General features: G+C 58.8%; 13 protein-coding genes. 4 read left to right on the top strand and 9 right to left on the bottom strand.

The window, feature by feature from the left end; genetic code table 11:
- The first annotated feature begins 158 nt into the window (after nucleotides 1-158).
- The 3 genes from OZX74_RS01045 (at nucleotide 159) to OZX74_RS01035 (ending at nucleotide 3,858) form a co-directional block, all read left to right on the top strand.
- Nucleotides 159-1,112, top strand: a complete 954-nt coding sequence (locus tag OZX74_RS01045; RefSeq protein ID WP_277156759.1) for a nucleoside hydrolase — start codon at nucleotides 159-161, stop codon at nucleotides 1,110-1,112.
- Nucleotides 1,113-1,135: 23 nt separating this feature from the next.
- Nucleotides 1,136-2,542 (top strand): MFS transporter, encoded by a 1,407-nt coding sequence (locus tag OZX74_RS01040; protein WP_277156758.1) that lies wholly within the window; start codon nucleotides 1,136-1,138, stop codon nucleotides 2,540-2,542.
- A gap of 287 nt (nucleotides 2,543-2,829) precedes the next feature.
- Nucleotides 2,830-3,858, top strand: a complete 1,029-nt coding sequence (locus OZX74_RS01035) for a YwiC-like family protein (RefSeq protein WP_277156757.1) — start codon at nucleotides 2,830-2,832, stop codon at nucleotides 3,856-3,858.
- 8 nt (nucleotides 3,859-3,866) lie between these two features.
- Here OZX74_RS01035 and OZX74_RS01030 read toward each other — a convergent pair whose 3' ends face one another.
- Nucleotides 3,867-4,436, bottom strand: a complete 570-nt coding sequence (locus OZX74_RS01030; RefSeq protein ID WP_277156756.1) for a DNA-3-methyladenine glycosylase — start codon at nucleotides 4,434-4,436, stop codon at nucleotides 3,867-3,869.
- Between the two features lie 12 nt (nucleotides 4,437-4,448).
- Nucleotides 4,449-6,917, bottom strand: a complete 2,469-nt coding sequence (locus OZX74_RS01025) for a phosphomevalonate kinase (protein ID WP_277156755.1) — start codon at nucleotides 6,915-6,917, stop codon at nucleotides 4,449-4,451.
- A gap of 345 nt (nucleotides 6,918-7,262) precedes the next feature.
- Here OZX74_RS01025 and OZX74_RS01020 point away from each other — a divergent pair, with 345 nt between their 5' ends.
- On the top strand, nucleotides 7,263-7,616 hold the full coding sequence (locus OZX74_RS01020) for a phenylpyruvate tautomerase MIF-related protein (RefSeq protein WP_277156754.1): 354 nt from the start codon (nucleotides 7,263-7,265) through the stop codon (nucleotides 7,614-7,616).
- 191 nt (nucleotides 7,617-7,807) lie between these two features.
- On the opposite strand, the gene OZX74_RS01015 is transcribed toward OZX74_RS01020, so the two are convergent.
- From OZX74_RS01015 to topA, 7 genes are all read right to left on the bottom strand, one after another.
- Nucleotides 7,808-9,373 carry a formate--tetrahydrofolate ligase gene (locus OZX74_RS01015; protein ID WP_277156753.1) on the bottom strand — a complete coding sequence of 522 codons (1,566 nt, stop codon included), beginning with the start codon at nucleotides 9,371-9,373 and terminating at the stop codon, nucleotides 7,808-7,810.
- A 261-nt stretch (nucleotides 9,374-9,634) separates the two neighbouring features.
- On the bottom strand, nucleotides 9,635-11,251 hold the full coding sequence (locus tag OZX74_RS01010) for a C69 family dipeptidase (protein ID WP_277156752.1): 1,617 nt from the start codon (nucleotides 11,249-11,251) through the stop codon (nucleotides 9,635-9,637).
- Between the two features lie 57 nt (nucleotides 11,252-11,308).
- The gene (locus OZX74_RS01005; RefSeq protein ID WP_277156751.1) at nucleotides 11,309-11,866 is read right to left on the bottom strand and encodes a YbhB/YbcL family Raf kinase inhibitor-like protein; all 558 of its coding nucleotides are present in this window, start codon (nucleotides 11,864-11,866) and stop codon (nucleotides 11,309-11,311) included.
- 126 nt (nucleotides 11,867-11,992) lie between these two features.
- Entirely contained in the window at nucleotides 11,993-13,144 is a 1,152-nt protein-coding gene (locus tag OZX74_RS01000; protein ID WP_277156750.1) for a DNA polymerase III subunit delta', read from the bottom strand.
- Between the two features lie 230 nt (nucleotides 13,145-13,374).
- Nucleotides 13,375-14,001 carry a dTMP kinase gene (tmk, locus tag OZX74_RS00995; protein WP_277156749.1) on the bottom strand — a complete coding sequence of 209 codons (627 nt, stop codon included), beginning with the start codon at nucleotides 13,999-14,001 and terminating at the stop codon, nucleotides 13,375-13,377.
- 367 nt (nucleotides 14,002-14,368) lie between these two features.
- Nucleotides 14,369-14,731 (bottom strand): hypothetical protein, encoded by a 363-nt coding sequence (locus tag OZX74_RS00990; protein ID WP_277156748.1) that lies wholly within the window; start codon nucleotides 14,729-14,731, stop codon nucleotides 14,369-14,371.
- Nucleotides 14,732-15,163: 432 nt separating this feature from the next.
- Nucleotides 15,164-18,193 (bottom strand): type I DNA topoisomerase, encoded by a 3,030-nt coding sequence (gene topA / locus OZX74_RS00985; protein WP_277156747.1) that lies wholly within the window; start codon nucleotides 18,191-18,193, stop codon nucleotides 15,164-15,166.
- Between the last annotated feature and the right edge of the window lie 218 nt (nucleotides 18,194-18,411).

Genomic DNA, 18,411 nt, shown 5'->3' with positions numbered 1-18,411 from the left:
TCAGGAAATAAAGCGTTTTATCATGGGACTTGATGTTGATAAAACGCTTTATCGATATTTACAAATTAAGAAACGGTAACGCAAAGGCGCACAGCGCCCAGGGACGTTCTGGACACTGCCTCAACGATGAACCGTAGCGATTTGGAAAGGTACTTTCTATGAAAAAGGTTATCCTGGATCTTGATACCGGCATCGACGACACCCTCGCGCTGTCGTATATCCTGGGTTCCCCGGACGCTGAGCTTATCGGCATCACCGGAACCTATGGCAACGTCGTCGTCGAACAGGGCGTATCCAACGACCTGAACCTCCTCGCGATGTACCACCGGGAAGACATCCCCGTCTTCAGCGGCGTGCCCTACCCCACCGGGGCCACCAGTTTCCAGCCCGAATGGTTCGTCTATCACGGCGAGAACGGCACGGGCAACATCACCATCCCCGCGACCGCGACGCGTAAAGCCGAAGAGAAATCAGCTGTCGATTTCATCATCGAATCCGTGCGCGAATATGGCGATGACCTCGTGGTCGTACCCACCGGAGCTTCCACGACCATTGCCGCGGTCTTCGAAAAGGCGCCTGACATCATCGACAAGATCCACATCGTGCTCATGGGCGGATCGCTGACCCAGCCGGGCAACTGCAATCCTTTCCAGGAAGCCAATATGGGACAGGACCCCATCGCTTCGAACAAGATGTTCGCCACCGATGCCGATATCACCATGGTCGGCCTTGATGTCACCACCCAGGCGCTGATGAGCCGTGAAGACACCCAGAAGTTGCGCGACACCGGCACCACCAGCGGCAAGTTCCTCGCCGACATGACCGATTACTACATCGGCGTCAGCGAAAAGGACGAAGGCGCTCTGCCAAACGTATGCAATCTGCACGACCCGCTTGCCGCGGCCGTCGCCCTTGACCCGACGCTGGTCAAGACCTTCCCGATCAACATCAAGGTCGAGACGGAAGGCGTGAGCGTCGGCCGTACCATCGGAGACCCGAGCAGACTGCTGTCCCCGGTCAAGAACACCAAAGTCGCGTTGGAAGTGGATACCAAGCGTTTCACGGAACGTTTCATGGAACGTCTGCTTTCACTCGTTACCACCATCGGCTGAAATAGAGAGGAACAAAAATCATCATGACCGATTCAACCCCACAAACCGCGACCGCCGAGGCGGACGCCCTGTTCGAGGAGAACAGGCAAAAAACCAAGAAGGCCCTGCCCAGCCTGCTGATCGTCTTCACCCTCGGTACCCTGATGATCCAGGCCTTCAACCTGGTCTTCCAGAACATCGGTGACTCGCTGCATATGTCTTCCAGCGCCTCGCTGATCAGCACCCTGCCCGGCATTGTGCTCGGCGTGGTCTGCATGCTTTACGGCACGCTCTGCGATTTCATCTCCCCCAAGCGCATCACCATCGCCGGCGTCACCGCCCTCATCCTGGGCAGTCTGCTTGGCTTCTTCGGCGCATCGAACTTCTGGGTCATCCTCATCGCACGTATGATCCAGGTCGCCGGCGCACAGGTCGAAGGATCCGTGTTCCTCGTGATGGCCATGAAGTACCTGAGGGACAATGAAAAGGCCATCTATCTCGGCCTGTTCAACGCTGTGTATTACCTTGCGGCGGCCATCGGTGTCTTTGCCGGCGGCTTCATCACCTCCTTCGACTGGAAGTACCTCTTCCTCGTTCCCGCGCTCTCGATCTTCTGCCTGCCGTTCATCATCAAGAACACCCCGGATATCAGCGCCAAGGGCGAAAAGATGGATTACATCGGCATCGCCATCTTCGCCGTCTTCGCGGCGCTCATCGCGATCTACTTCTCCTTCCCGAGCGTTTGGTACATCGTGGGCATCGTCGTCTTCGCCGCGATCTTCGCCTGCTGGGTCATTTTCAGCAGCCACCCGTTCCTGTCCAAGAGCTTCATCACCAATGGCAAGTTCATGTCCATCGTGCTGCTGCAGTTCGTCTACTACTTCTTCAACTTCGCCTGCGTGCCGATCTATAACATCATCGGCGACAAGATCTATCACATGCCGCTCACCACGATTTCGCTGTGCCTGACCATCGTCTACGTGGTCGCCACCATCGTGGGTATGTTCTCCGGCCCGGTGATCAACAAGCTCGGCCGCACCACCACGCTGACCATTGCCTCGATCATGCTCATTGTCGGCTTCGCCGGTTCCGCCATCTTCATCAAGACGAGCTTCTGGCTGCTGACCGCTCTGGCCTGCATCTTCATCGCCGGCATCACCGCCGTCTACACCCCGCTCTACGACGCCGCCTCTTATGCGTTGCCGGTTGACGAGAACGGCCGCGGCGTGGGCATCCTCGACCTGGTGATGAACACCTCCGCATCCATCGGCATGGCCGTGTATTCCGCGCTGATGGCCAACCCGGCACTGTCAAAGGGAAGCCTCTTCCATGTCGGTACAGGTGCCGTCGCCGCAACCTCGAACATGTTCTGGATCATGGCCGCGGCCGCGCTGCTCGCCTTCATCCTGTTCCTCGTCTTCAGGAAGTCGGTCGCACCACAGAAGAAGTAATCGTCTGATTGCTCCCTGAATAGAAACAAGGTGTGCCCCGCTACTCATCTGGCGGGGCACACCTTTATGTATATAAAGCCACATACTGTATGGCCTATATCGTATGGACATAATATTTGGAACGTATACGATGACATCAGCACACCGACGCCAACCTTCAAAGTCGAAAACCTTCACGCGTAGGTTCGCTGTACAATCAGATGCATATAGGCGCGTAACCAAACAGACCGTACAGGACAACCAGCACATTGACTGCAAGTAAGCGCAAAATCCACTATGCTATAAGTATGATTGAGACTAAAAAGCATAAAAACGTCGCGAAACTCTGGCTTCCGGACCAGCCGGGGGCTTGGGTTATGGCGCTCTTCCCGGCACTCGGAGGAATCGTGGTCGGCGGGATTTCGTGGCGCAATGTCTGGCTGCTGGCGGCTTGGACGCTATGCTACTGCTTCCAATTCTCGGCCGCCCGCTGGCTCGGCGTGCGCTCGCACGAAGCCAAGGACGCCCGAAAAGCCGACGAAAAAGTCAAGGCCGGTTCGTCATCATCCAGCTCATCTGCCGACCGTATCCCCCAGCGCTCGGTTCGTAGCAAAAAGCGTCATTCGAATATCTACTTCGTTCCAGCGGCGGTTTATTTGCTCGCCACGGCAATCGTCGGCATCCCCGTTTTCATATTCGCACCGAGACTGCTCTGGTGGATTCCGGTCTACGCCGTACTCGCCATGCTTTCGTTCGTCGCAGCGTGGCTGAGACGCGAACGAACGCTCTGGGGCAACGCCGTCTCAGTCATTGCTGCGGGCGGGATGGCACTGCTCGCCACTTCGCTGGGCTCGAGGTTCTTCGTGGAAGCAACCCCGCAGGAAAGCCTTGCGTCCAGATTGTCACCAACCGGCCTTCACATTACTTTGATGACGCCATATTCGTCACGGTATCTCCTGGATTCGCCATTGCTGCCGGAAGCCGGCGTCGTTGCCGCGGCCGCATTTATCCTCACCGAATATGCTTCGGTCGTTTTCGTCAAGACCATGTTCCGCAAATATGGCGATTCCCGCTATTATGCACTATCGATTATCTACCACATCGCCCTTGCTGCGCTTGGTTTCGTCGCACCCATAGCGTTGCGAAACTTCGCCGGATTCATACCGGCTCGGGGCGTGACGGCCACCACCCTGCTTTGGGGCATCGCCGCCACCATACTGCTGCTAATTGCCATCGTTTTCCCACGCCTCAAGCGACTGAAGGCCATGCAGGTCGGCGGCATCGAGGCCTTCACCAGTCTGATGAACCTCGTCATCATCACCGTTGCACTGGCGTAAGTGACAGTTTAGCGCGAAAGATACGGGTTGCCAGCGATGATGAAACGACGCGGCCGGTCCTTGGCCTTGGTGATGCCGATACGCTGTGTGGTCTCGACACGTTCACCGGAACGCAACGAGCCCGCTTCCAGCTTGAGCGGAGGCGTGCGCAGGTCGTGGCCGTACAAATCCATGGTGATGCCAAGCGACTTGCAGATTTTGCCCGGCCCATTGAGGCAGTCCTTGATGCGCCTTCCACCACGGCGTTCTTCGATAATTTCAGCGGTTCGCATATCCATCGGTTCGGCGGCACGGATAAGCGCACCCGCGCCGAAACCCTCCTCGAATGCGGTGACGTTCATGCACAGATTCGTGCCATAGACCAGGTAGATATAGGCGTGGCCGGACGGACCGAACATCGCTCGATTTCGCTCGCTTTTCCCGTGGAACGTATGGCTCGCGGGGTCAAGCTGGTCGTAAGCCTCGGTTTCGACGATGCGAACGGTCAAAGTCTCGCCGTCGATCTCGCGCGCCAACGTGCAGCCGAGCAACCGCCGCGCCACGGTTTCAGCGTCCTCGTTCAGAAATGCAGGAAACATGCTTCTGCACCATCACAGCGAACGGTTCGCAAGAGCCGCCAAATCGACCCCCAGCAAACGCGCCTCTTCGGCGGTTTTGCCGGTGACCAGCAAACCGGTATGCCGCAAATCCGCAACGGTTTTTGCGCCGAGCAACGCCATCAGCGAGCGCACCTGACTCTTCCATCCGTTGATTTCGGCGATCAAGCCGTCTTTCCCGCCTGCGTTGAGCACCTGCAGGAAATGGCCGGAGACACCGACAGCCCGCGCCCCCAAGGCGAGCGCCTTCACCACGTCGAGCGGGTTGCGCACACCGCCGGAAGCAACCACGGCTACGTCGGCCTCGTTGAAATGAGTTAGCTTATTTCCAGCGTTATTCGCGTTATCGGCATTTAATGTATTGCTTTCAGCGGGCAACAGCGTTAGCAGGCATAAGGCCGTCGACTGACCCCAACCGGCCATATAGCTGTATTCATGACCCTGCCGACGCGCGTTTTCGATACGCGCAAAATCGGTGCCGCCGCGACCACTGACGTCAACGGTCTTTACACCCAGCTCAGCAAGCCGCTGTACAGTTCGTGCGCTCATGCCGAAGCCGACCTCCTTGGCCATCACCGGCACCGGCGAGGCCTTGACGATGGCGGCGATACGCTCCGGCCATGTCTCGAAATCGCGTGCGCCCTCGGGCATCACCAGCTCCTGGGCGGCATTGATATGAACCTGCAGGGCATCAGCCCCAATCATCTCGATAGCACGCAGAGCTTGCTCGACGCTCACGGAAAGCCCGACATTGGCGAAGACAAAGCCAGAGGGGTCATGCTTGCGGATCGCAGTGAACGTCGGCTCGAGCTGCGGGTCACGGATGGCGGCATGCTGTGAACCGGAGGCCATGGCCAAGCCGGTCGCGGCAGCGGCACCGGCGAAGGCCGCGTTGATGACACCGGTTTTCGCCGACCCACCGGTCATCGCGTTGATATAGAACGGCACGTTCCAGGTCGCGCCGCAAACTCGCGTGGACAGGTCGACATCACTGACGTCCACACTGCCCAGGCTGTGATGGACAAAGGCCAGATCGTCGAAAGCGTTGCGCTGGCTGTCACCGTGCTCGGCGAGAGCGAGACGAACGTGGTCATCCTTGCGATTCGAGCCGGCACCGGAAACCCGCGAATCCGCACCGAACAACCGGCCCACACCGCCGGCAGCAATCGAATTCGAAACCGCCAAATCACTTGTTGCGCAGTCGCCGCCCGGGTTGACGCCGACTTTACTTTGAAAATTTCGATAGGACCCCACACCGCCGGCACCTTCACCAGGCACGAAATCCCCGGCTCCACCCATCCAATCGGCAAGCTGAATCCGGGGGGCCTGCACCGACAAATCCAGCGGAACGATGCTTTGCTCCTGCCAACCACGCGTGACGGCGGCCCTGTCAGCACTGGGCCCAGCAATCGCGATGCCGCAGTCGCCGCCGCCCGCACCGGAGCTTTTCGCCGCAGCTCCATGGTTTTCGGCCACTTCGACCAAAGTACGCAAGGCCGGCGTCTCGATGGTCACGCCGGTGAACGATGAAAGGTTCTGCAGCAGCTTGCGAGCCTGACGCACATGCGCGATGACGGCCTGCTCATCATCGGCGACCAACGCCTTCGCCAACGCGTCGACGCACGCATCGCTGCCGTTCAAAAAGTCCTGATACAACCGTTCATGTTCGGCCGCGCTCTGTTGCTGGACATGACCGACCAGCGACGGCGTGGAAGCCGGGTTCCCGGTCCATCCGATCATCAGATGCAGGTTGCTGCCGGGCTCGAACGCACGAAGCCGCGCAATGCTCAGCCCGGGCCAGGGCATGTTAATCAGGTCGCCCAACGCCGTGTCCTGCAATCGATTGGTGACCCACTGACGGTCGACCGCTGTGAAACGGATGCAACCACCGAACAGGCTCGCAGCCAAATCGCCGCCGGAGCCGACTTTCTGCGCCCGGCTGGCCGAGACAAAGGCGAGTTTATATTGCTGCATCGGCTCGAGCTCAAGTCCATAGAACGCGGTCAGCGCCTTCATCATGGCCACCGTGACCGCGGCTGACGAGCCGAGGCCATACTTGCGGCCGGAAGCGTCGTCAAGCTCGCTTTCGATATTGACGTCGTAGATTTTGAGGTCTTTGCCCTGTTGTTGTGCCAATTCCTCGACCGCGTGGATGACGGAAAGCACGAACGCCGCACCCGGCTGCTCCACGTCGGGCACCGCGCGTCCGGCCCGACGCCGCCACGTCACCGACGCTTCGGGGTGGCCCGCGGAATGGATACGGCCGACGGGATCGACGCCGAAGGGCTGAAGCTGGGCGGCGGAAGTGTCGTGTTCGGTGATGCGGGCGGTCAGGAGCCGATTAACGGCGATGAGGATTGCGGGATGGCCGTGCTCGACCACGGCATATTCGCCGGCGATATACAGCTTCCCAGGGGCCGTCGCTACGCTGCTGCCTGGTTCCTGGGCTCGCCTACCGCTCATCGTTATGCCGTTCCTTCCTCTCATCATTCGTCGACTGCGTTCCTGCAGCGCAATTGGCCTTCCAAAGCTCGAATATCGTCAATTGATGCTTTTCAGTACATTGCGACATGCCATCCAAAGCCAACAACTTCAATGTACGCATAATACGGCCGAAAATGGCCGCTGCGGGCATACTCTGCACCAAATACCCCGATAATCTGCGCAGCACCACCACATTACCGACAGCTATTGCGCCGTAAACGCAACGAACCAAACCCGGAAATGGAATACTGACCGGTCATTGCGCGGCACCTGTCATAAGATACCAGTGACGATAATGAATCATCGCAGAACGAAGGAGCCATCATGCCAGTCATCCATACCCACGTTTCCGTTTCCACCACTCCCGAGCAGCGCGAGGCGTTGAAGGCCGCGTACGGCAAGGCCATCACCGCCGTCCCCGGCAAGACCGAGAGCTGGCTGATGTGCCCGTTCGAGGACAACATGCCGATCTATTTCGGCGGAACCAGCAGCTTGCCGGCCGCCTACGTCGAGGTCAACGTCATGGGAGAGCCGGGAAGCGTCGACCGCGCTGTTTGGGAATCGATGTCGAAGCAGATCATGACCGCGCTTCACGATGAGCTCGGCGTCCCGGAAGACCGCACCTACATCCGCTATACGGCCACCGGCGACTGGGGATGGAACGGCGGGAATTTCTGATACGCTTCACCGCAGCTTAACGCTACCGGCAACAAAAACCAAAGGCGATAAACCCATCTGATTTCATCAATCGGATTCGGTTTATCGCCTTTTTATTGGCTTCGCTTTTAGGCGCCGTCGTATTTATCGCTTCTGGCTACACGACAGTCTCTGCCATCTCTGTTGTATGACGGCTCTGACCGCACAGGGCTTCAGACGATCTTGGGCATCGGGGTCGTGAGCGAGGTGGTGAGATTGACCTGCACCACGCCGGCGCCGAAATGCGGCTCGACTTTTTTGAGCGTGACAGTGCGCTCGTCGGCTGCGGCGGAATCGTTGTCGGTCATCGTGGCCGGGGATTTCACCGCCACCACCGCAAGGTCGTCGACGCTCGTGCCGACGCCGTTGCAAAGCTCGGTCGCGGCGGCAAGGGACTCGGCAAAACCCTCTTTGAACAACACACGGTCGGCCGGCACGCCGTAAGCGTTGTCGGCAATCCACTTCACGTCCTCGACCAGGCCCATGCCCTTGTGGCTGGCACGGTTATTGCTCGCTTCAGGGTCGTTGGCATCGGCAGATGCGTTGATCGCGTCGGCGGCATCATTCGCGCCATCAAGCGCACCTACAAACGCATCGAGCTGCGGGGCCAGCGCCTCGCCGCCGTCGCGGAAGAGGTTGCCGATGATGGGCTCACGGAAGTCGAGCGATTTGGCCGTATCGCGCAGTGAAGCGATCTGATCGTCCTCGCCGTCCCAGAGGTTGACCAAGGGGAAGGTGGGGATGCCAAGGCTTTCAAGGCGATGGACATGGAAGGGATAGCGCCAGGCGAGCTTCGGGTCGTCGCGCCAGGTCGAGGCGCGGGTGACCACCACGGCGGCGGCGGGCCATTGCGCTCCATACTCGCGACAAGCGATATCGAGCCATTTTTGTGCGCCGGCGTCGGCACCGTACCCGGCCTCAACCACCACCACGTCATGCAGGGCGCAGGCCATCTCAACGGAAATCAGGCTGGGGATGCCCAGCGACACGTTGGCGAACGGACCGCAGTGCACGTAGACGGGCGAACCGTTGACCGTCTCGGTCTTGGCGGGCTTCACCGCGTCGGCAAGGATGCCGGTGATGCGCCACAAATCGATGAACTCTCCGAAGGTAACGGGGCTGCCTTCCTTGGTACCGGCGACCATCTTGGAGACGCGTTCGGCGATCTCATCCATGGAATGCGAAAGCACGACGATCTGCATCAACTCGCAGGTCGGGGTCAAAACGACGCGCTCAGGTACGTTGCCCTTATTGCGGTCGACGGTGATCTGGCGCAGCGAGCGCGACGGCACTTCGGAGACGCGCGGGACCAGAATCGTGTCGATGCGTCCCTCGTCCACGGCCTTCTCCGCGAAGGAAACCAGCAGGTTCTGCGCGTTTTCGATGGCGGCCATCTCCCCGCACAGCCCCCAGTCGATCAGCTCAGGGTGCGAAAGCGAGGACTTGCCGCCGCCTGAGGCCCCACCTTTGGAACCGGCCGCGGTGATGCCCATGCTCGGCTGGCGCAGCACGGCGGTCGCATCGATGCCACGGGCACGCAGCGCATCGATCAACGCGATGGTGGTGGTGGTCTTGCCTTCACCGCGCGAGGCCTTCAACGGGGTGTCGGCGGTGACGAGAATGACCTGCCCGCGCTTGCGCGGTTCGTCGGCGTGGTTTTTCAAATAATCGAGGTACCCGAACGCGTCGATTTTCTGGACCAGCCCGTACTGGGTCGTGAATTGATCAATCAATGCCATGCCATACCTGCTTTCAATGCGCGTATAGATTATCTCAAGTTACGAGATTGTATCGTTACTTATTTCAGCTATACCAACCAATGAACCGTGCCGATAAACCCGCAGCCAATACTGTAAGCCTATCAGCAACCGCGTCCGCAGATGTCAGAGCCGTCAAAAGCAGAGACCTCGAAGATAACAAAAAGGTCGGTCAATAGAAAAACGAAAATGGCGGATTCATGCCGTTCATCGATTTCTATCGACCGACCTTTGGCTGATGCCTCAGTTGTCGGAACGGTCGAAGCCGTTGGACATGCCCATCGAGACCGTGTAGAGCACCGTGTCCAACAGCGAATCGGTCTCCTTCTTGATCTGGTCGGCCATCGACTGGTTGGCGGCGCACAGGATCTCGCGCACCTCGGCGTTGCGGGTGGCGGCGATGACCTGGTCGGGCTCCATCGGCTCGACGTCGCCGTCCGGATTGCCGGCGTTGAGTTCGGCCTGGGCCATCGATTCGGCAGTGGCCTCCTTGTCTCCGCCGAGCTTGGCGACCTGCTCGTCGGTGGCGGCGACCATGCGATGCGCCATGCCGCCGGTCAGCTCCTGATAGCGCTCGATGGCGTTGGCGGTCTTGGCGAACGCGGAATCGCAAAGCGCCGCGATGATGCGGTTGGCCCAGTAGAAGTTCTCACTGGTCACGCGGGTGGTGGTGGCCTCAAGATAGGCCGGTGTGGTGTCGACGTTCGGATAGAGCGGCACCAGCGCGTTGAACGGATTGGAACCGTAGGAAATCCACTGGATGGCGCGGTCGGACTGCGGACGGTACGGGCGAATCTGAATCACCGAAAGCTGCGACTGGCGGTTGATGCCGATGGTGCGGTACATGTGGCGCGTGTGCTCGTCGCCGCGGTGGCCGTACGGATCGTAGGGCGTGCCCTGATAGTGCGAGCTCAGCACGTACTTGACATCCTCGATGGTCACCTTGCGCTCAGGCTGGCGCGCCCACGGAATGTCATCGGACTCCGGGGTATGGTCGGCTTCGGGGCCGTCCCAGACCTCGTCGTAGGGGTTGAGGAAACGCTGCATGAACCAGGCGCGCGGGGTGTTGTAGACGTGGTCGGAATCGGAGTGCGAGCCGAAGGCGTCGCGTGGGTTGAACGGCGTGGTGGCCTCGACGGCGAGGTCGAGATGATTGGCCTCGATGAACTCGTTCAGGTCGGCCGAGCACATGCAGTTCTCCTGCTCGCCCAAGGCATCCTCAAGATCGAATTCGTCGATGCCCAGCTGGTTCGGCATGGTGACGTAGGCCTCGTCCGGCACACGCTTGGCGATCCAATGGTGGCCGCCTACGGTCTCAAGCCACCAAATCTCGTTCGAATCGCTGAAAGCGACGCCGTTCATCTCGTAAGTGCCATACTGCTCAAGCAGGGAGCCCAAGCGTTTGACGCCTTCGCGGGCGGTCTTGATATAGGGCAGGACGATGGTAAGGAAGTCCTCTTCGCCGATGCCGCCGGCGACTTCGGGCACGTAGCCGTCTTCGCCCTCCTTGCCTTGGGCTTTGGCAAGTTCTACGAACGGGTCGGCGCCCAGCACGCGTTCGTTGGTGGTCAGCGTCTCGGTGGCGCTCATGGCCACATTCGCCTCGTTGACGCCGGCCTCGCCCCAGATGCCGTCCTTGGTGTCGGCGTTGGGCATGGAGGTATATTGCATCGGGTTGCTGGGAAGCTCGACCTCGACGTGGCTCAGCACGCTGCGGTAATGGCGCGGCTGGTCCTCGGGCTTGATGACGACGAAACGCTTGGGGTTGAACTCCCCGTTCGCCGAATCCTCGTTGCGGGCGATGATGGTCGAGCCGTCATAGCTCGCATCCTTGCCGACCAGAATGGTGGTGCATGCCATATTTACAGTTCCTCTCAATCACTAATCAAAATAAGATAAAAATACGAATACCGACAGTCACTTGGCAAGATTGCCGACGAATGTGATTTCGGCATCATCAACGGGACCGCTGTATGCAAGGACCTTATGGTACAAGTCGTTGAGCCAGAAGCCCTGCCGCATATCCGGCAACGGTTCAGGTGTGGCCCAGACGTGCAGAATGTAGCCGTGAGGCTTGTCGGGCGGCGTCGGACCGTTGTAGCGCATAGTGACTGCAGGATTATCGGAACCGACGAATTTGCTGGCCGCGCTGGTCCGGCCCTGCGTTGCCTCCGGAATCATCGCCGGAAGCGTGCGTGAGAAGTCCGGCGGAATCTGCAATGCGTGGGAATCATTGAAGTCGAACATCAATGCGTCGACCGGCACATTGGCCGCCGACCAATGAATCCATTCGAAACCGCAGACCGGAATCGAATCCGGATCGGTCACTTGCCAATGCAGGTATTGCATACCTTCGCGCAACTCATCGATGTAGAACGGGAATGAAACGATCGGCGTGCCGTCGACTTTGTTTTCCGGCGCCGCCGCCCCGGTGAAATCATCGGGAATAGTCGTAAAATCTGCTGAAATCTTCATGCTTCAAGTATCGCTCGGGCTTGTGACGAAGGATGTGTCAATGGGCGAGCAGAAAACATAGCCGATGAATCCACAACCCAGAACGTAGCGACAGACACTCAGCAAGCCGACAACCAATCAGTCGAATCACACCAGCAACGCGCAAAGCAGGGCCTCGAAGAGCAGGGTCTGGTTGCCGTTGCCATTGAGACGGCGACGGGCCACCGATATAGCTTCGAGGCGATCAACCACACCCTGCCGCGTCAGGTGCTCGGCGAGGTTGACCAGGGACGAACGCTTCTCCTTGTTGATCAGCCCGGCCGACTCGACCGCATTGTTTTGGATCACGGAGACATCACGATAAATGCTGGCGATCGTGTTGAGGTCACGGTCGAGTACGTCGCGGCTGCGTCTGGTGGCCCGACGTTTGATGTCGGCCTTTTTGCCGATCTGGTTAAAGGCACCGCGAAGTTGCGGCGGAATCCGGTCCTTCTCGCCCAAGCCATTGACGCGTCGAAACTCGGCTTCCTGCTCCCCCGCCTTTTCCTCGACGTCGTTTTGTGCCTGGACCTTGGCATTGTCGATGAGTTGGCCGGCGAGTAGTACGGCGTCCGACGCTTTGCTCATATTGAGCACACCGGAGACCAGCTCGGCTCGATCGCTGCGCACGCGCTCGTTGGTGGCGTAGAGCTTGGCCACGCCGATATGCCCCTCGGCTAGACGTGCACATTGTGCGGCCAGTTTGGGCTCGATATGCGCATCGGTTTCCAAGAATTTCGCCACCGATTCAGTCGTCGGCACCGCAAGATTGATGACGCGCGTGCGCGAACGGATGGTCGGCAACACATCTTCGGCACTCGGTGCGCACAACAGCCAGATGGTGTGAGGGCTCGGTTCCTCGATTTCCTTCAAGAGCACGTTAGTGGTGCGTTCGAGCATGCGATCGACATCTTCGATGATGATGATTCGCCAAGGTGCGATGCTCGGGGTCTGCTCAGAGGTCTCAATCAGGTCGCGGACCTCGTCGATGCCGATGGTCACCTTGTTGGTTGCCAATATGGTTACGTCAGGATGCGTTCCGGCCAACACCTGCTCGTCGGAACGTTCCGGTTCGTCACTCAGTCCATGGCTTGGGCTTTCTAGAGCAGCCGCAAACGCACGCGCCACGTTGGAACGGCCGGATCCGGGAGGGCCGCAAATCAGCCACGACTGGGCGATGGCCCTGGGATCGCCTGACGCGACGGCACACAGCTGCCCAACCACTTGCTCCTGGCCGACGATCGAGTCCCATACGCTCATTGTTCCTCCACTTGCGTTCTTGACTTCAGCTTATTGCCCGGCAACGATAGATGACGACGACGGCATGACGCCAAGCTCCCATATGCCCCGCTCGGAGTCGACGTAATCGTCTGCACGATAGCCGCTACACGACAAATTGCCGCGCACCGGCTCAGCTTGGTCAATCACCTGCAAAGCGTAAACCACACATCAAGCATTGCCGCGTCAATAGCCAAGCCTGCACACCTGCCTTACAGCCCACACGACCAATCCGCCAGCAGGCCATCGGCATCAGCCCGAATTTGGCTCCATACCTCATCAATCGGCTTTGCCGCGTCAATGACCTTGAAACGCGAGCGCTCGGCAGCCGCCAGATCAAGAAACGCCTGACGCGTACGCTGCTGAAACCCGTCGCCGGCCGATTCCATACGATCCTCGCTGTGATCAAGACGGTCGTGTGAAACCGCAGGATCCATATCCAGCAGATAGGTGCGTTCCGGCAGCAGGTTGTTCGTCGCCCACAAACTCAGCTTGCGCACTTCCTCCTGCGTCAGCTCGCGTCCGCCGGCCTGATAGGCCAGCGACGAATCGATATAGCGGTCGGAAATGACCACGGCCCCACGAGCGAGTGCCGGTCGGATGATTTCGGCCACATGCTGGGCACGGTCGGCAGCGAACAGCAGCGCCTCGGTACGCGGTGCGATATCGCCGCCATGCAGCAACAGCTGTCGCAAAGCGACCCCCAACTCGGTACCTCCCGGCTCACGGGTGACCACAACCTCGCGCCCCAGCTCCTCGACATAGTGCTTCAGTCGCTCGACCTGCGTGGTTTTACCCACCCCGTCGACGCCCTCAAACGAAATAAACACCCCGCTCATAATCCTCAATCCCCACTAACGATTGTCTCAACCACTTCAATTATCCGTTACGACCATACTTTAAAGACAGCAACACTACTAAACGACCAGCAATGATTCATGTCTATTTATCAAAATGGTAATCGTTGCCAAATTGGTAAGTCCCACGATCAACAATCTTTTTGTATCGGCCTTCGATCGCATCCTGAATCTTGGAAATCTCATAGTCGGAAAGACCGCCCCGATTATGCGCCAGTGAAACATGACCGTCTTTGGTCAGAATAAATTTTCAAGGTCGCGTTTTCGTCCTTTTCCGACATGAACGTGAACGCCATGGTGCATATCTTGGGAGCTGAAAAACACGGAATAACCCATCACACGAAACAGTTCAGTCATGACCATACTTCCGATCTATCGACCGGGCACGCTCAATCATATCGTAGTTCTGTCGGAAATACCGATGAACAAAATCCAAGCTATCTTTCGGAAAAGTCGACGAAAGAATATTCCCCTCATTATCGAGCACCGCTTTTCTACCATACCCGATTTCGGTAATGGTCACCGTGTCGGTGTTATACCCCAAACGAATGCCGTCTTCTTCAAGGAAATCATCACATCGCATTTCGCACCTCCTTTCCTCCTGCAATACCGCCAATTGTAGCGGAAAAGCGGGAGGACGCGAGGTGGCGCGAGCGCGACGGGAACGAGGAACCTTGATATTCGCAGGCTTGCGTTTGCCGTTACCTGCCATAGACCGAGCCGGCATATTCTGCTCCTTTCGTTTACTCGAAATCGTCTTTGATTCCATAGAAGCACAAAACGCAAGATTACCGCGGCAAAACAGGGCACTGTGGTCGAATGATAGGGGTTATCCACATTTGAGGCGTGTCACCGGCTACGTCAGCCAGTTGTCCACAATCAGTAATCATGGCCAACGTTTATCCACAATGGCATTGCTCAATAACACAAATCACTGATACATACATCGTCGTTTTCCGATACCGATACCGTGGGAAACCGGCCGACTTTGCAACAAATGCATCACAAATTCCCGCATCGGCATCCGTCCAAGAAGAAGAGACAGACAGGCATGGGCCAAAATGAATTACATAATGATTTATCCCGTCTCCACAGAACAGAAACGGGATAAACGCAACGTTGACCGGTTATACGGAACGGCCTTCTACTTCTTGGCAGCCATCTTGTGGGCCGAGGTCTTCTTAGCCGTCGCCTTTTTAGCGCCCGCACTACGCGTTGTCGACTTCTTGACGCCGGTTTTGCGGGTAGCGGTCTTTGTCGTCTTGCGACGACCACGGCGCTTGGACGGACCGGCCGCGCGCTTCTCGCTCAACAGCTGGAAGGCAGTGGCCGGGTCGATGGACTCCGGGGTGTACTGCTTGGGAAGCGTGCGATTGGTCTCGCCGTCGGTGATGTAGGCGCCGTAGAAACCGTCCTTGATGGTCACGTTCTTGCCGTTTTCCGGGTCGGCGCCGAGCTCGCGCAGCGGCGGTTTTGCCGCTCCCCTGCCACGCCCGCGGCCATATTTGGGCTGGGCGAACAGTTCCTTGGCCTTCTCCAGGTCGACGGTGAACAGCTCCTCTTCGCTGCCGAGCGAACGCGTCTCGGATTTGCCGTCCGCGCCCTTCTTGGTGAGGTACGGGCCGTAACGCCCGTTGGACGCGGTGACCACGGCCTCGCTGGTCTCGCCGGTTTTGGCATCGGTCTCGTCGTACTTGCCGACTTCGCGCGGCAGGCTCAACAGCTTCAAGGCATCGGCGAGCGTGACCGTATCAGGGCTCATCGTCTTGAACAACGACGCCATCTTGGGCTTGGGAACAGTGGACTTGGCGGTCTTCTTGGCGCGGGTCTTGGCAGCGGGCTTGGATGTCTTGGAACCCTTGCCATCGGCGGAATCAGCGGCATCCCCGGCCTTTGCAGCCTTCGCCGCAGCAGCCTTGGCCTCGTGTTCGGCCTTCATCTCCGCCTCGGCCTCCGGCGAAATCAGCGCGACATACGGTCCGAACCGGCCGGTACGAACTTCAACAGTGCCGCCGGTCGCGGGGTCACGCCCGAGCACGCGCGGCCCACCAGCATTGTTCTTGATGAGCTCGTGGCCGGACTCGACGGTCAGCTCGTCAGGAGCCATCGTTTCCGGAATCGAGGCACGTTTGGAATTGCCCTCGGCGTCCAGATTCTTCGTATCCTCGAGATAGGGGCCGTAACGTCCGACGCGCACCTGCAGGCCGTCACCGATCTCGATAGTGTTGATGGCGCGCGCGTCGATGTCGCCGAGCTGCGCGACCTGCTGTTGCAGGCCCTCATGCGCCTCGTCCTGCGATTTCGCCGTACCCTTGCCGTCACCGAAATAGAAACGGGTAAGCCATTCCTTGCTGGTTTCCTTGCCTTGGGCGATCTTGTCAAGCCCGTTTTCCATATCGGCGGTGAACTGATAGTCCACATACTTCGGGAAATTCGTTTCAAGCAGCTTGGTCACCGCAAAAGCCAGCCAAGAGGGAATCAGCGCGCGGCCGCGCTCGTAGACGTAGCCGCGGTCGATGATGGTAGAGATGATGCTGGCATACGTTGACGGACGGCCGATCTCCTTGGCCTCGAGCGTCTTGACCAGCGATGCCTCGGTATAGCGGGCAGGGGGCTGAGTCTCGTGGCCATCGGCGGTCACCGACGTGGCGTTGAGCACCTCACCGGTCTTCATCGGCGGCAGCGCCGCGTTCTCTTCGGACTTGTCCGATTTGCCGGAAGCCTTGGAAGTCTTGGCTTTCGCCGTGGCAGCAGACGAAGCGCCAGAAGCGGAAGTCGACGACGATCCCGAAGAACGACGCGGCCAGCCGGAGGCCTTAAGGAATCCAGGGAATTCGATGACGGTGCCGGAAGCCTGGAAAATCGCTTCACCGCGCTCACCGGCAGGTGCGGAAAGCCGCACGGTGGCGGTGAAACCGGTGGCATCGGCCATCTGCGAGGCAAGCGTGCGCTGCCAGATCAACGTATAAAGCTTCAGCTGGTCCGGCGGCACCTTGGCGGCCAGTTCGGACGGATCATGGAACGTCGAACCTGCGGGACGGATGCATTCGTGCGCTTCCTGCGCACCGGCCGTCTTGGTGGCATACTGCTTGGGTTTGTCCGAAAGATACTCGGAGCCGAAATGCTCGGCGACCGACTGGCGAGCGGCGGCGATGGCCTCCTGTGAAAGCGTCACCGAATCGGTACGCATATAAGTGATAAAGCCGTTTTCGTAGAGTCCCTGCGCAGCCCTCATGGTCTGACGCGAGCTCATCGAAAGCCGGTTGCCGGCGGCCTGCTGCATGGTTGAGGTGGTGAACGGCGGCACCGGACGACGGTGATACGGCTTGGATTCCATCGACACCACGGTGAACGGCGCATGCTCGAGCGCAGCCGCGATGGCCTTGGTCTGCGCCTCGTCAAGCCGGCAGACATGATCTTTCTGTGCGACAGCGGTCAGCTCACCGGTAGTGGTGAAATCGCGGGAATTAGCCAAGCGGGAACCACCCAGCGAGACCATACGCGATTCGAAATCGACATACTCACCCTGCGCGTCAGGAGCGGAAAGCTCAGCGATGACGTCCCAATACGGCGAGCGCACGAACGCCATACGTTCCCGTTCGCGCTCGACGATCAGACGCGTGGCCACAGACTGCACGCGCCCTGCCGAAAGCCCCGGGCCGACCTTGCGCCACAGCACCGGCGAAAGCTCGTAGCCGTAAAGCCTGTCGAGCACGCGACGCGTCTCCTGGGCGTCGACCATATTCGCATCGACGTCGCGCGTCTTGCCCACGGCTGCCTTGATGGCGGTGGGGGTGATCTCGTGGAAAACCATGCGATGCACCGGCACCTTGGGCTTGAGCGTCTGCACCAGGTGCCAAGCGATGGCCTCACCCTCGCGGTCCTCATCAGTCGCCAGGTAGAGTTCATTGGCATCCTTCAGCGCGCTTTTGAGCTGCGCGACGGTTTTCTTTTTTTCTGGCCCCACAATGTAATACGGCTCGAAACCGTTGTCGACGTCCACGCCGAAACGTCCGAATTTCTCTTTCTTGCTGGCCGGCACCTGGCTGGGTTGCGCCAGATCGCGAATATGGCCGACGGAAGCCATGACCGTATAGTCCTTGCCTAGATATCCGCCGATTTTCTTCGCTTTGGTCGGGGATTCCACGATGACAAGTTTCTTACCAGTCGCCATAACCGCTCCTTCACGTTTCGAGGTTACGTTTGACATACTACCCACAGCATACAGCGGACAACCACTGTAGCGCGTGGCACAACATAATAATAAGGACTACCATACCGCATTCATACCATCGCACCAAACAGTGGCGTTGCAAGGGATATCACGAGATCTCCAATCGCAATTCGCCCGATACCAATGTAACATCCGTACCCCGATTTTCAGCTTCCTCG

Source organism: Bifidobacterium sp. ESL0798 (assembly GCF_029395415.1).
In the GTDB taxonomy this organism is placed as follows: domain Bacteria; phylum Actinomycetota; class Actinomycetes; order Actinomycetales; family Bifidobacteriaceae; genus Bifidobacterium.
The sequence above is the reverse complement of the archived record's forward strand: the minus strand, read 5'-3'. Positions and strand labels throughout refer to the sequence as shown.

What these genes read in the sequence shown, in the direction of transcription:
- tmk (WP_277156749.1), bottom strand. Translation starts at nt 14,001, where the DNA reads ATGAGCGGGGTGTTTATTTCGTTTGAGGGCGTCGACGGGGTGGGTAAA.
- OZX74_RS01020 (WP_277156754.1), top strand. Translation starts at nt 7,263, where the DNA reads ATGCCAGTCATCCATACCCACGTTTCCGTTTCCACCACTCCCGAGCAG.
- OZX74_RS01005 (WP_277156751.1), bottom strand. Translation starts at nt 11,866, where the DNA reads ATGAAGATTTCAGCAGATTTTACGACTATTCCCGATGATTTCACCGGG.
- OZX74_RS01015 (WP_277156753.1), bottom strand. Translation starts at nt 9,373, where the DNA reads ATGGCATTGATTGATCAATTCACGACCCAGTACGGGCTGGTCCAGAAA.
- topA (WP_277156747.1), bottom strand. Translation starts at nt 18,193, where the DNA reads ATGGCGACTGGTAAGAAACTTGTCATCGTGGAATCCCCGACCAAAGCG.
- OZX74_RS01025 (WP_277156755.1), bottom strand. Translation starts at nt 6,917, where the DNA reads ATGAGCGGTAGGCGAGCCCAGGAACCAGGCAGCAGCGTAGCGACGGCC.
- OZX74_RS01000 (WP_277156750.1), bottom strand. Translation starts at nt 13,144, where the DNA reads ATGAGCGTATGGGACTCGATCGTCGGCCAGGAGCAAGTGGTTGGGCAG.
- OZX74_RS01035 (WP_277156757.1), top strand. Translation starts at nt 2,830, where the DNA reads ATGATTGAGACTAAAAAGCATAAAAACGTCGCGAAACTCTGGCTTCCG.
- OZX74_RS01040 (WP_277156758.1), top strand. Translation starts at nt 1,136, where the DNA reads ATGACCGATTCAACCCCACAAACCGCGACCGCCGAGGCGGACGCCCTG.
- OZX74_RS01045 (WP_277156759.1), top strand. Translation starts at nt 159, where the DNA reads ATGAAAAAGGTTATCCTGGATCTTGATACCGGCATCGACGACACCCTC.
- OZX74_RS01030 (WP_277156756.1), bottom strand. Translation starts at nt 4,436, where the DNA reads ATGTTTCCTGCATTTCTGAACGAGGACGCTGAAACCGTGGCGCGGCGG.
- OZX74_RS00990 (WP_277156748.1), bottom strand. Translation starts at nt 14,731, where the DNA reads ATGGCAGGTAACGGCAAACGCAAGCCTGCGAATATCAAGGTTCCTCGT.
- OZX74_RS01010 (WP_277156752.1), bottom strand. Translation starts at nt 11,251, where the DNA reads ATGGCATGCACCACCATTCTGGTCGGCAAGGATGCGAGCTATGACGGC.